The organism is Pseudomonas weihenstephanensis (assembly GCF_016812185.1).
GTDB lineage: Bacteria > Pseudomonadota > Gammaproteobacteria > Pseudomonadales > Pseudomonadaceae > Aquipseudomonas > Aquipseudomonas weihenstephanensis.
In genome coordinates this window covers 201,828-214,205 of the sequence record NZ_JAAEBV010000005.1, presented here as the reverse complement: position 1 = coordinate 214,205, position 12,378 = coordinate 201,828, and the positions used below count along the sequence as shown (strand labels likewise).

At 54.4% G+C, this 12,378-nt stretch carries 14 protein-coding genes; 3 read left to right on the top strand and 11 right to left on the bottom strand.

Translation table 11 applies throughout. From position 1 onward, the window contains the following. Positions 1 to 64: 64 nt before the first annotated feature. The 8 genes from GYN01_RS17080 to GYN01_RS17045 form a co-directional block, all read right to left on the bottom strand. On the bottom strand, positions 65 to 571 hold the full coding sequence (locus GYN01_RS17080; RefSeq protein WP_203307508.1) for a hypothetical protein: 507 nt from the start codon (positions 569 to 571) through the stop codon (positions 65 to 67). An 11-nt stretch (positions 572 to 582) separates the two neighbouring features. Next, positions 583 to 1,449: a TIGR04255 family protein gene (locus GYN01_RS17075; protein WP_203307507.1), complete on the bottom strand. Its 867-nt coding sequence runs from the start codon at positions 1,447 to 1,449 to the stop codon at positions 583 to 585. A gap of 810 nt (positions 1,450 to 2,259) precedes the next feature. Then, entirely contained in the window at positions 2,260 to 3,117 is an 858-nt protein-coding gene (locus tag GYN01_RS17070; RefSeq protein ID WP_203307506.1) for a hypothetical protein, read from the bottom strand. Between the two features lie 61 nt (positions 3,118 to 3,178). After that, positions 3,179 to 3,376 (bottom strand): hypothetical protein, encoded by a 198-nt coding sequence (locus GYN01_RS17065; protein WP_203307505.1) that lies wholly within the window; start codon positions 3,374 to 3,376, stop codon positions 3,179 to 3,181. Between the two features lie 771 nt (positions 3,377 to 4,147). Then, positions 4,148 to 4,561 (bottom strand): hypothetical protein, encoded by a 414-nt coding sequence (locus tag GYN01_RS17060; RefSeq protein ID WP_203307504.1) that lies wholly within the window; start codon positions 4,559 to 4,561, stop codon positions 4,148 to 4,150. A 60-nt stretch (positions 4,562 to 4,621) separates the two neighbouring features. Beyond that, entirely contained in the window at positions 4,622 to 4,876 is a 255-nt protein-coding gene (locus GYN01_RS17055; RefSeq protein WP_338053182.1) for a helix-turn-helix domain-containing protein, read from the bottom strand. Then, complete coding sequence (locus GYN01_RS17050) at positions 4,873 to 5,199, bottom strand: hypothetical protein (protein WP_203307503.1); 327 nt, start codon at positions 5,197 to 5,199, stop codon at positions 4,873 to 4,875. The genes GYN01_RS17055 and GYN01_RS17050 overlap by 4 nt, the downstream gene beginning before the upstream one ends. A gap of 142 nt (positions 5,200 to 5,341) precedes the next feature. Next, on the bottom strand, positions 5,342 to 5,560 hold the full coding sequence (locus GYN01_RS17045; protein ID WP_338053181.1) for a helix-turn-helix domain-containing protein: 219 nt from the start codon (positions 5,558 to 5,560) through the stop codon (positions 5,342 to 5,344). Between the two features lie 157 nt (positions 5,561 to 5,717). On the opposite strand from GYN01_RS17045, the gene GYN01_RS17040 reads away from it, so the two are divergent. Next, entirely contained in the window at positions 5,718 to 6,227 is a 510-nt protein-coding gene (locus tag GYN01_RS17040; protein WP_203307502.1) for a hypothetical protein, read from the top strand. On the opposite strand, the gene GYN01_RS17035 is transcribed toward GYN01_RS17040, so the two are convergent. From GYN01_RS17035 to GYN01_RS17025, 3 genes are all read right to left on the bottom strand, one after another. Further along, positions 6,216 to 7,430, bottom strand: a complete 1,215-nt coding sequence (locus GYN01_RS17035; protein ID WP_203307501.1) for a tyrosine-type recombinase/integrase — start codon at positions 7,428 to 7,430, stop codon at positions 6,216 to 6,218. The genes GYN01_RS17040 and GYN01_RS17035 overlap by 12 nt on opposite strands. A 187-nt stretch (positions 7,431 to 7,617) precedes the next feature. Further along, complete coding sequence (locus GYN01_RS17030; protein WP_048363508.1) at positions 7,618 to 7,893, bottom strand: hypothetical protein; 276 nt, start codon at positions 7,891 to 7,893, stop codon at positions 7,618 to 7,620. A 133-nt stretch (positions 7,894 to 8,026) separates the two neighbouring features. Next, entirely contained in the window at positions 8,027 to 9,346 is a 1,320-nt protein-coding gene (locus tag GYN01_RS17025; protein WP_203307500.1) for a histidine-type phosphatase, read from the bottom strand. 335 nt (positions 9,347 to 9,681) lie between these two features. Between GYN01_RS17025 and GYN01_RS17020 the strand changes: the two genes are divergently transcribed. Next, positions 9,682 to 10,923: a glutamine synthetase family protein gene (locus GYN01_RS17020; RefSeq protein ID WP_173426972.1), complete on the top strand. Its 1,242-nt coding sequence runs from the start codon at positions 9,682 to 9,684 to the stop codon at positions 10,921 to 10,923. 103 nt (positions 10,924 to 11,026) lie between these two features. Next, positions 11,027 to 12,370, top strand: a complete 1,344-nt coding sequence (locus GYN01_RS17015) for an MFS transporter (protein ID WP_203307499.1) — start codon at positions 11,027 to 11,029, stop codon at positions 12,368 to 12,370. The last annotated feature ends 8 nt before the right edge of the window (positions 12,371 to 12,378 follow it).

Sequence of the window (12,378 nt, the reverse complement as noted above, 5' to 3'; positions counted from 1 at the left end):
GGCCGATACCTCGCCCCTTCCACTAGGCAGCCCCTCAAATAACGCCTGACACGTCATATATCAGCTAAACCAGATCCAAGTGAGTCAAGAAACCAGTGTGCAAGACCTTCTCGTTAAGCGCTAGATCAGCGCTCGCGAACCTTACCCCTGGCGCGTTGTAAATGTAGTGAAAAGTACCGTCCCCTGGAAAGGAGATCTCTATGTAGCGATCAGTATCCTTCCAAAAAAGAGAAATTTCACCATCGCCAGCAAGCATTGGTACAGGCGCTTCAAATCGAATAGGGAGTACGTGCAAAAACTCCACAGCATTACTCCAAGACGCATAGGTAGCCGGCTCGCCACCATATCCATCCCAGTCGTAACCTGCGTGCATGTAGCCATTAAGTTTCGCGTACAGCCTGCTCAACCCAACCTCCCGGCTATTCACATGAGTGGGGGGAAGCTGAGCGAATAAGCCGGTGAGCCCGAGATGAATCACGGTCTTAGGCGCGTTCTTAGTCGAGGTGACTTGGATCACGTAGGGAACGGGCTGATCTGTAATGGTGGACTGCGTTTCCATTGCAACGGCCATTGCAGCTCTCCTTATTCGGTACGGGGGGCGCTGTGCGAATTAAAAGAGATTAGCTCTTTAACTTGCTCAGTCAACATGTTCCCCACAACCACTTTATTCTCGTCGTGCAGATATTGGAATACATCGTTCATCTGCGGGTTCAGCGCCCCAGCATCCGTTACAGGACTAAACATCTCCGACAAAAGATATTTGTGTGCAGTCGTAATTTGTACGTCAAAAACTGAACCGGTTTCAGTGACGTTTACGTTTACATTGGTAAGCAGCTTTCCACTCAAACCAAACTCAGGCTGGCTGAAATATCCATGATGAGAATGGAACGCGTCCCTCAGAGACGTAAAGGTGGGCGGTAGGAACCTAGTAGACGGATCGAACAACTCGGTTAGAGGCTCAGCTGCACCTCGTGGAAAATTCACCTTGAATGCGTCTGTATACTGCAATGACAGGGCTGAGAATTTTCCAGCACCAAGCCATGGGGCGAGGATAGATAGGTATTTTTTTACCTCCGCCCAAAGTCCGGCCCATCGTTCGTACTCCCCACAAACGATCATCAACATATTCGCCTGAATGTTGACTGAAAGCGCGGGCTCACCGTTGGGCTTAACCCTGTCAAATGCGACTCCACTTATTGCGCCAGGCGGACTGAAAGGCTGAGCAAATGGATTCGCGAAAAATTGGTTATCTGAATTCTGCGGGAAATTCATCACCATTTGCTGATGCTTGGTCACCCTTGGCAAATCAGCGACGAGTTCATCGTGCAACGGGGTGCCTTCTAGCAAGCCAGCAAAAGCATGTGGCGGCAAAGGGGCAGAGAACTCGAACAGAAACAATACGTTACTGATCGCGTGCTTGCCACCAAGGGGCTTTATGTTGGCTGCCATGGAACCTCAAAGGATCGAATACAGAACTCGTGCACTATATATAGCAGCTGTGACAGGCAAGTGCTCGACTACCTAGCCCCGCTATGGTGGGCCGGGATAATAGCACAACGATTGGTTTCGTCACTTTTGAGTGTGGACGCTAAAATTCGACATCGACAGATGTCTTTTTCTAGCAAACGGTACACTCCAGTGCGAGTTTTTCTGCAGCAGGCAATGCAATTACGCCTCCAATACTCTCCCTTCATCAGCCCTGGCTCGTACACGGCCTAGCACCTCATGTTCGCCAGCAGTGACCATTCGAACAGCCTCTCGCGTCGAGTTGCTCCCTATCATCCTCGTCTCCACCAGTTGAACCTTTTAACCCTCGAGCGGCTATTTCTTGTTAATCAGGCTGACTTTTCGGAATATCGGACGACATGTTGATAAGAGAACCCGAAAGCTCATTGCTGGGATGTTCTTACTGAAATTTTCCGCTGAAAATTTTTCTAACTGAAATCTTTACTGAAATTTTTTGCGAGGCATTTAGAGCAATGCTTTCAGCCGGTTTGTTGGGATTTCAGTAAGGGATATTTCAGTAACTTTTCAGGACTGCGGCTAAAAAAATCACGCGGGTTTCCTGCCCCGTACCCCCATAAAAGGCCCAGGGTCCCCGGCAGGCTTTGGGAGCGCCAAGACAGTGCAGTCTTGACGGGAGAGGGTGGGGTTCTGTCGCAGATGACATTAAAGAGGGTTGGGCGCAGGCAGTAAGAGAGTACGTCTGCATCACTGCCAGGGAAGTCAGACAGCCCGCTTGCGCGGGCTATTTAGGGGTTACGCTGCAAGCAGATCCGCCAGAGAAATGTCGCGTGCGACGGCTGCGAGGGCGCTACGATCCAGGCTCAACACACCAGGGCCGAACCGAGGCACGTCAAGTTGGGATAGATCGTCCCCCATTCCGCCCTTTTGATAACTTACTGCAAGTATCCGGGCGCCTATAGCGGCAAGCTGTTTGACGGCTGCATTCCACTCTTCACCTTGCTCCAGCCCTATCGCATTCAACACAGCTGCTCTGGCCTCAACTCCCTGCTGCTGAGCGGCTGTGATTTGGGTCGCGATGGTATCGAGTTCGATCTGTATAGCAGTGAGAATAAGTTCTTGCTGTCTCACTTGCTCATCCGTTACAGCAAGTTGTTGGGCTGCTTTCTGAATCTCGCTATTGGCGGTCGCCGCACCTTTGTCGTCGCTCTCGGCAAGGCTCCGGGCGTAGAGGCTGGCTGCGTCTCGCTCGGCCTGTTGCGCCTGTTCAAGGGATCGTTCTGATTCCGCTTCAATAGATTGGAATCTCTCCCTCAAGCGAGCTTGCGTCCGCTCCAGGGCTTCAACTGTGCTAACTGATTCGGCCATGATTTTCGTTGAACTGACTCTGGTTTTTTTCACTAGTGACAGACGTTCCGCATACTCCAGCTTTCGTTCAATACCGCTCATCTCGCAGGCGATGCTGCGAATGCGGCACTCAGCATCAGATGCCCGATCCATAGCTGCTCGGCTTTCGGGCGTTCCTATCTCGTTACCATATTGATTGAAATTACGCGGGGCATTTTTCCAAGCTGTTTCCAGCTGCGGAATGCTGTTTTCTAGTATTTCACGTTCGGCTGTTAGGGCTGCGTGCTGCTTTTTCAGTTCGATCATGTCAGTTCCCAAAATGAGTAATAGTTATGTACGTGGCTGGCGAGGCCGAAGGCTGCCTGCGTTACCTCAACCCCATCACACGGGCAATTTCCACTTGGGGCACACCGCGATCCAGAGCGCGCTGAGCGTCACGGACCATTTGTGTAATAGCCTCATCCTCAATCCGGCGCGCCATTGCATCAGCCTTGCGGGCAATCAAGGCGGCCAACTCTCGCGGGAATGGCGCACGCCTGGGGCGGCTGTAGTCTTCTTTGTCCACTTAACCTCCTGAAGCACTCAACCGTGTAGGTAGTTACACGGTGTGTTGAAAGCTACACAGTGGAGCGCTGCTGTTATTCATGCTTTGTCGGTACCACTTCTGCCAAATTCCAAAGTGCTTCAGTTACTTGATGTAGTGGGGCATCTGCTGCCGGGGTATAGCTCGGCATTTGGTCGATGAATGCTCGACGAGGGCTCGTCGAATACTTATCGAACACTGCGTTCATCAATTTTTAATCCTCTCCTATGATTGATTTCTGAAATCGCTAAAGCCCTTACGCTGCGTGGCCTGCAGGCAATTACCGGATTCTCCAAATCTAACGCCTGTCTGCTCAAGCTGTCGCTTTTTAGGCCCCCGGTCTAACACTGGTGCTTTAAGGGTTACCAACCACTGCTCTAACAGTTATCGACGGGCGTAGATTTACGCTCGTTAACCCGCGATTTTACGCTGGTTGCGATCCACGGAATTACGCATCGGCCCGGCCTTAATCTGAGGCTGCACCCCGCAACATATGCACCCCGCACAAGTTGCACCCCGGCAGCAGATGCCCCTTCGTGGTGACTCGAACTCCCGCCGTCTGGTGTGAAAAGCTGAGCTTGGTTGGTAGATATATATAAGGGTGTATTGATTCGATACCGGATGAATTGATTTAGTGGTATCGAATCAATACACGATGCTTGATCTTTAAAACTAGACCGGACACAACGGGACTAACGAGCTTTACTACGTGTATCGAATCAATACCGCTCCTTGTATTGATTCGATACCGGATCAAACCGAGTTTGTTAGCTCCATCACGGTTTTGGGTGGTGTTCTTGTCGCCGAGATTTCTAGACCCTTGCCGGGACATTCATCGATTGCGTACCACGAAAGTGCATACAGTGCGCATCTTGATCCGTGCCTTGAAAACATGCTGCTACGGGACTGAATGATCCATCCACCATCCAGCAGGGCGCACAGGGCCTTTTGAAGGATGTTTGGAGAACTGATTCCCCACTCCTTCGCCATGGTGCGCGTTGCTGACAAGTCACCGTTGTTGCTCCCGTTGTACTGCATATGCAGTTCCATTAAGACGCCCCGGGCGGTGAAACTCAGCGAGCGATACGGTGCAGACTGGCCCATCGTCCACAGCATCATGGCGAAGGGCTTGGCCTTGAGTTTGAACCCCTTTGCTTTTAATGCCATTGCGCAGCTCACAGGCAAGCTGTTGGGCACCGCAAAAACAGAGCCCAGCAGCAAATCAAATCAAGATGGCTCGCTAGCCAGGACGTACAAACCTACCCTGTGCGGGCGTCGTCCTGGCTCTGTGGTTTTATAAGTCCATTCTGTTTTGATTGAGTAGCCGTTATTGCGCAACCACCTGACAGAGGATGGTGGATGAACGATATCCAGAGAGCGCGCGGCGTCGATGCTTGACACGGGGCCTGCGCGCAAAGCCTGCACAAGCCTTTTGGCTTGCGCCGCTGTGGAGTGATTGCCTGCGGTGTTGGAATCTGTCACGATTCTTGCCTCATATTGGTCTCATCCAGTGTGTTTTCGCTCTGGCGGCGCGCCAACGCTGCCAGAGCTGTCTTTTCCTGATTTGTTTCTTCTTTCTCCATCCGATCTGAGATGTACTCGCCGCGCTCGCTGAGCTGGTCACTTATAAGTTGTAAACCAGCCATTAGTCCCGAAATATGAAAGTTACTCATAAAGGGTCTGCCGTCATCGAAATCTGATTCAGTCAAATTGAAATCGATCAGGCAGGCTACTGTCTTTATAAAAACTCCAGCGCCCTTTAGAAGTTCTGCGTCATAGCTAACGGCCCCAGCACTCGTTTTCATAACCTTCTTCCTCCAATAGTTTTTATTACCTCTATCCGTTGAGCACCGAAACGGCGCATTGCCTCAAGGTCGGTCAGTAGCGTGCTGGCAGGCAGTTGAAGCGTGCCCAGGATATTTCCGGCGTGATCGAGTATCCGTATGTTCATCGTGCGTTCTTCCGGGCTATACGATTGATCCAGAGCTCCAACTCACTAACCAAAATTAAGCGGCGCTTGCCGGTTTTAAAAGACTGGAGTTCACCCGCGGCGATGGCTTTGTATATCCCGCTGCGGCTGTGCAGTGTCCTTCGCGCGGCTTCATCCGGGCCAATGACCAAAGCGGGTGGCTGGCTTATTTCAGGCTTCGACAAATTTTGATCCACGGCTTTCTCCCTCTCCTGGCTGGAAATTGGGTTAAGTAGTCCAGGCACGGCAACTTTAGAACGCAAAATCATACTCTGCAAGCAAAAGCTGCACGAAACGGTACGATTGACTGCAAAGTCTTTCGCGTGCAGTATTTGCGTTATTAAGGAGAGCCCAATGGCCAGACCCCGTAAAACCACTGATCAGAGCCAAACGATCAGCGTTTCCCTTCGAATAGATCCAAAAATAAAATTCGCTATCGATCTTCTCGCTCGAGAACAGAAGCGCACCATCACCGGCGTATTGGAATGGTCAGTAATGCAGTCGATTCGGAATCACAGGGTGCTGGGTCGCACGGGAGAGTGGGATCAAGATCTCTCGCTTTTCGAATACCTGGAGATGACCTGGTCTCCGATTGAAGCGCATCGAATTGCGGCGCTTGGTGCTATTAGGCCCCAGCTTTTAACTTATGAGGAGAGTTGTGTTTTTGAGGTGATTCGCAGTATTCCTCAGATCTATACTCATGCTCCTCCAGGGGTAGACCTAATTAACTACGAGATGCTTGATGTTTATTGGCCTTTAATCAAAGATCGCGCACTCAAAGTGTTGGAGACTGGTTCGTTGATTCCAATTGATATAGCCGAAGTCGTGGAGCATTGGAAAGCATCGGATTTCTTACCCGATTAAATCTACTGCTGCGGCTTTTGTCCCAGGCGCCAGGTGTGCATATCGTAATGTCATTTTTATATCTGAATGCCCCAGCAGATCACGCACAGTATTCAGCGGGACTCCCGCCATTACGAGGCGTGACGCGAAGTCGTGACGCATATCGTGCCATCGAAACCCGGTGATACTCGCCTCCTGTAGCAGTTTTAGCCAAGCACTTTTTACGTCCTCCATCCGGCCTCCGCCTTGCCCTGTGAACACGAACGTTGATTCGCTGCATTGCTTTTTCCAAGCCTTGAGCGTTCTGAATACTTCGGTATTCATAGGTATATGGCGCGTCTCAGAAGTCTTCGCAGTATCGCCGCCTACGGTGATAGTTTTGCTTTGGAAGTTGACCATTTGCCAAGTTAAGCCGAATAGCTCTCCGCGCCTAATTCCTGTGTTAAGTGATACAAGCACCATTGGCTTTAAGTGGTCGGTAAATGCCTGCTCTCGTAAGTCTTGATGTAGTGGCTTTTTACGCTCGGCTCTCCACTGGTTCGCGCTGTCACGCTCTAGGCAAGCGCGATGCTCTCGGATTTCTAATGCGTTCCTGAGGTTTCTCGATTCATCTTTCGACAGGTAGCGCACCTTACCCTTGGTATCGACTTTTAGTTGCTTCAACTTTATCAGAGGGTGTTCGCTGATGAACCCCCACTCTAGAGAGCGACTGAGTACACCGCTGATGGTGCCCATCTTGCGATTCGCAGTTGCTGGCTTATTTCCACCTGTGAGCCAGGAAGTTCTCAGCAGCTCTAGGTCGCGCCCGGTGATTTCGTTAAGGCGCAGCAGCATGATTGAGGCGAAGTTATTGTCCAGGGTGTGGAGTGTTTTTTCATACCCTTTGTGGTGCGCCTTGAACCACGGCAGATAGGTGTCGTCGAGGAATTCGCGCAGGGTAGGGGTGCTGGCGTTCCTGCGGTTTTGGGTGACCGCCAGTGGTTCGCCGTGCTCATGTGCGTCTGTTAGATACCTGCCAGCCTCAGTGCGGGCCTGATCCAGCGTCATCACCCTCACGCGGCCTAGAGTGGCATTCTTGTTGCGCCCCCACGTCACCATATAGCTCATGTGCCCACTGGGCAGAACGCGAATAAAAAAACCGGGGAGGTGGGTGTCGTGAACACGATAAACTTTCGGCTCTGCGGACAGGCTGCTAATGAGTCTTTGGGTAATCTTAGTCTTCATGATTCCAGTCGTGACAGCAGTGTGACAGAAGAAAGCACAGTATCAGTCAGTATCAGAACACACAACCACACAGAAAAGCCCTTTGTTTACTGGGTTTGTCCTGTGTTTGCTGGTTTGTAGTTGACCCTCCTAAGGGGAAGGTTGCAGGTTCGAACCCCGCCTGGGACACCATTTCACGCATCTCCCTTTACTCGCGTATTGCAATTGAGGCTCCTGGCCACAATTCGGTAATGCGTCGATCCAGTTCTTCGAAATCTGCCATGCCGAGCACGCGCGTGGTGTTCAGACCCCGCAAATAGCCCTTGAGTTGATGTGCCGTGGCGCGCTGCGTTTCTACGTGTGCGTGATCGTCAAGCAGGATGTCTTTATAGGCAATGAGGTACTCGGCCACACGATCACGGTACTCGGGGAGCACGGCGTCCAGGATCAGGTCGAAGGTGCGTTTTTTTGGCTGGCTATTCACGGTTTATTCCAGATCGATGAGTAGGTTGTTGTTTTTGTTACATCCAGATTTGAATGTAACTCACCCTTTACCTCGACGGCGACTGTGTGAAGCACTTCTTGTTTGGGGGCTGTATGGCGCTCGTGATGGACGCTTAAGGCATTGATGAAAAGCGATAAGGCGTGAGCGCAGTCGGGTCGATGTTGTGATCGACCGTGGCTATTGCGTCTTTGAGTGGGCACAACAGGCCGACGCGGGTGGCGCGGCAGTCGTTGGCGCTTTTGAAATCGCTGCTCAGCGGTTTTGCTGTGCCCCTGAGTTGGGTCAGGTCCCGGATCTGGTCCATCGACTGCGCCTCAAAGGCGATGCGTAAAAAATAGGCACCGGTTTTGACTTCTTTGTAGCGCTCGAACTGCAAAGTGCCGACGGGCGGGATGTTGTTGTCGATGTAATCGCCCAGTTTCCAGCTGAAACCCAGCATGGTGCGCAGGTACGAAATATTAGTGTCGTGGGCCACGAGCAGCATCAAGGGCACGTCCGGTGGTGCGCCGGTGGCGTTCTTGGATGCCAGTGGGGTGCCTTGTTTGAGTGCCAGCGAAATCTGGTTCATCAGCTCAGAAGCGCCACGGCTGGCGATGTAGGGGATGTCGTTCAAGTAGTCGTATTTGGCCTTGGTGAGCACCATCAGGCTCGACACTTCAGCGGCCGTGCGGGCGTGGCCAAACGCAACCTTGTTCAGCGGCAGGCCCTGGCTGTATTCGAGGCGAAACACTTCGCCCATGTTCGCGCCAGCGCTCAGGCCTTTGATCGAGAAACGACCTTTTTCGTTTTGCACCAGCTGCCACGGTTCGTGGCCATACGCGCAATTGACGTCGGGCAGGCAGGCGACTTCACGCAGGGTTTCTTCGAAGGGCGCGTAACGCTTCTGGGCCGCTTCGACGCTGCCGCCCAGGGCCTTGAGAATCTGTGCCTTGGCTTTTTCGGCGTCGAGGGCGGCGAAACTCATCTCGTTAGCCTGAAACAACGCGTCTTGTTTGCCCGCCACGTAGGTGGGCTGCAACCCACAGCCGGGAAACATGCCGTCGAGTAATGCCTGGGCCGTGGCTTTGGTGCGTTGCCGCGGGCTGGCGTGCACCAGCAGGTGTTTGGCATCGGGGCAGCCCTGCGCGATCAAGCCTGCGTGGCGCAAAACCGCGCCGCGATAGCGGCCCATCTCCACGGCGCCGGTGTAGCCGTGGCCGGTCAGATTGCCCAAGGGCACCAGCCACGTCGGCCATTGGCGCTGGGTGACCTTGGTCAGCCGCTTCTCATTGGACTCGGTGGGCGGGCGCACCCCATGGCGACTGACCTGCACCACTTTGTCCAGTACATAACCATCGCTGCTGGGCGTTTGCGCGAAGGCCATCGGGCTGAGGGTGCTGGCCAGCAGCAGGCCAATGGCGCATCGGGACACAGAAAATACGGAGTGCTTCATCAATATTCCTTATGGCAACGCAGCGCAGGAGCGAGCCTGCGGGTTCTTCCAAGACACAATTGGCGACAGAGTCTAGTTGGCAATTGTTACTGCGAATGTGTTTTCTGCCCTCGGTGTCAGGATCACGCCGTGTTTGTGAGCATTTGTGTAGCGCTCGCTTGAAATACCGAACAGGTGGTGCGTATTTTGTACGGGTTGCCGTTCGCGGCGTGTACAACAACAAGGAAAGCGTCATGACGACCGATGGCCAGGGTTCACTCGCACAGCGACTGTCCGGCATTGATGAGATTGAATGTGTAACGCCCGATTTGAACGGCGTACCGCGTGGCAAGGTGATGACCGCTGAAGGGTTTCTGGAGGGGCGACGCCTGCAAATGGCCCGCGGTGTGCTGCTGCAATGCATCATGGGCGGCTACCCGGAGTCACGTTTTTATGGCAGCGATGACGGCGACCTGGCGTTGGTGCCGGACGCGGCGCACATCCATCGCCTGCCCTGGAGCCAGCAACCTCGCGCCTTGGCCATTTGTGACGCCGACGAGCTGAGCGGTGAAAGCTCGTGCCTGTCGACCCGTGGTCAGCTCAAAGCGGTGATCGCCCGCTACGCAGCCCGCGGATTGGCTCCGGTAGTGGCCACTGAGCTTGAGTTCTTTGTGTTCGCGCCCAATACCGACCCGACCCAGGCGTTCCAGCCGCCAGTAGGGCTGGACGGTCGCCGTGAAGACGGTTTTTCGGCGTTCAGCATCAGTTCCAACAATGGCCTGCGGCCCTTCTTCAGCGAAGTGTATGAATGCATGGCGGCGCTGGGCTTGCCCCGTGACACGTTCATGCATGAGATGGGCGTAAGCCAGTTCGAGATCAACTTGCTGCACGGCGACCCGCTGCTGCTGGCCGATCAGACGTTTTTGTTTAAGCACTTGCTGAAGGAAGTCGCGCTCAAGCACGGCCTGACCGTGGTGTGCATGGCCAAACCGCTGGCGAAAACAGCGGGTAGCTCGATGCATATCCATCAAAGCGTGGTGGAGCTTGGCACCGGGCGTAACGTGTTTAGCGCTGAGGCGGGTCAGCCGACCGCGACCTTCCGTCACTTTATCGGCGGGCAGCAGGCGGGCATGGCAGATTTCACGGCGTTGTTTGCGCCCAACGTCAACTCCTACCAGCGGCTGTGCCACCCGTATGCGTCGCCGAACAACGCATGTTGGTCCCTCGACAACCGATCGGCGGGCTTGCGCATACCCGCCAGTTCACCCGTGGCGCGACGCGTCGAAAACCGTTTGCCGGGGGCGGATGCCAACCCGTATCTGGCCATTGCTGCAAGCCTGGCGGCCGGTTTGCATGGCATCGAAAACGAGCTGGAACCGACGGCTGCGATTCAGGGTGAGTTTGAAGTGCCTGAGGCATTGTCATTGCCATGTACCTTGCATGCCGCCCTTGAGCGTCTCAAGTGCAGTCACTTGGCGAGGGAACTGTTCGGCAAGGAGTTCATCGAAGGTTACATTGCGTCCAAGACGATGGAGCTGACCAGCTTCTTTGATGAAATAACACCCTGGGAACGCCGTGTATTAGCGGCTCAGGCTTAATCGTCCAGACGGCACAAAGCCTTGCGGCTTGACCGTTTGAACCTGCTGCGCTCGGCTATCGTCAGATAGCCCGACCGCCACTGCATGGAGTCGCGCAACGCCGATGCGCCAAATCTGGAAGTCTTTTAAAGCGCTGTATTTCGCCTCGCTGATGATGTTGATCGGCTCGGGCTTGTTGAGCACCTACCTTGCCTTGCGCCTTGCGGCCGACAATGTTGATGGCCTGTGGATTGGTGGCTTGATGGCGGCCAACTATTTTGGCCTGGTATTGGGCGGCAAGATTGGCCACCGCTTGATCGCGCGCGTGGGGCACATTCGTGCGTATGCCGCCTGCGCCGGGATCGTCGGCGCAGCGGTGTTGTGTCACGGTTTAACCGACTGGCTGCCTATGTGGCTGCTGCTCAGGGTTATCGTGGGTTTGGGCATGATGTGCCAATACATGGTCATCGAAAGCTGGCTTAACGAGCAGGCCGACGCCAAGCAGCGCGGCGTGGTGTTCAGCCTGTATATGATTGCCTCGTATCTGGGCCTTGTGCTCGGGCAATTGATTTTGGTCATCCACCCGCAGTTGGGCCTTGAATTGCTGATGCTGGTGGCGCTGTGCTTTGCCCTGTGCCTGGTGCCCGTGGCTATGACCCGGCGCATCCACCCGGCGCCTTTGCACCCCGCGCCGATGGACCCCAAGTTCTTCATCAAGCGCGTACCACAGTCGCTGATCGCCGTGATGGGCGCCGGGCTGCTGGTGGGTTCGTTCTACGGTCTGGCGCCGCTGTATGCCACGCAGCAGGGCTTGTCCACCGAGTTGGTCGGTTTGTACATGGGGTGCTGTATTTTTGCCGGGCTGCTGGCGCAGTGGCCGTTGGGCTGGTTGTCGGATCGCTATGACCGGCCGCTGTTGATTCGTGTGTTTGCGTTCATCCTGGCGGTGGTGTCGCTGCCGCTGGCGATCATGCCAACCGTGCCGCTGGAGGTATTGTTTGTCGCGGGTTGGCTCAGCGCGCTGGTGCAGTTTTGCATCTATCCGCTGGCGGTGGCGTTTGCCAATGACCACGTAGAAGCTGAGCGGCGCGTGTCATTGACCGCCATGTTGCTGGTGACCTACGGCATTGGCGCCAGCGTCGGACCGCTGGTGGCAGGTGTGCTGATGAAGGTGCTGGGCAGTCAGATGCTGTACGCGTTTTTCAGTGTGACGGGGCTGGTGCTGGTGTGGCGCATCCGACCGAATGCGGTCACCAACTTGCACCAGGTCGACGATGCGCCGTTGCAGCACGTCGCCATGCCCGACAGCATGTCCAGTTCGCCCTTGGTGGCAGCGCTTGACCCGCGGGTGGACGAGCAGGTGGTGCAGGAGCAGATGCAGGACAGTGTCGAGCCGGTGGTTGAGCCTGAAGAGCCTCATCCCGGCCCCCTCCCGGAGGAAGAGGGCGCCGATCTGCGTAAGGACTGAAGCAGTGT

Coding starts and splice junctions, on each gene's coding strand:
- GYN01_RS17060 (WP_203307504.1), bottom strand. CDS start 4,561: ATGGCATTAAAAGCAAAGGGGTTCAAACTCAAGGCCAAGCCCTTCGCC.
- GYN01_RS17050 (WP_203307503.1), bottom strand. CDS start 5,199: ATGAAAACGAGTGCTGGGGCCGTTAGCTATGACGCAGAACTTCTAAAG.
- GYN01_RS17020 (WP_173426972.1), top strand. CDS start 9,682: ATGACCGCTGAAGGGTTTCTGGAGGGGCGACGCCTGCAAATGGCCCGC.
- GYN01_RS17015 (WP_203307499.1), top strand. CDS start 11,027: ATGCGCCAAATCTGGAAGTCTTTTAAAGCGCTGTATTTCGCCTCGCTG.
- GYN01_RS17080 (WP_203307508.1), bottom strand. CDS start 571: ATGGCCGTTGCAATGGAAACGCAGTCCACCATTACAGATCAGCCCGTT.
- GYN01_RS17075 (WP_203307507.1), bottom strand. CDS start 1,449: ATGGCAGCCAACATAAAGCCCCTTGGTGGCAAGCACGCGATCAGTAAC.
- GYN01_RS17025 (WP_203307500.1), bottom strand. CDS start 9,346: ATGAAGCACTCCGTATTTTCTGTGTCCCGATGCGCCATTGGCCTGCTG.
- GYN01_RS17070 (WP_203307506.1), bottom strand. CDS start 3,117: ATGATCGAACTGAAAAAGCAGCACGCAGCCCTAACAGCCGAACGTGAA.
- GYN01_RS17040 (WP_203307502.1), top strand. CDS start 5,718: ATGGCCAGACCCCGTAAAACCACTGATCAGAGCCAAACGATCAGCGTT.
- GYN01_RS17035 (WP_203307501.1), bottom strand. CDS start 7,430: ATGAAGACTAAGATTACCCAAAGACTCATTAGCAGCCTGTCCGCAGAG.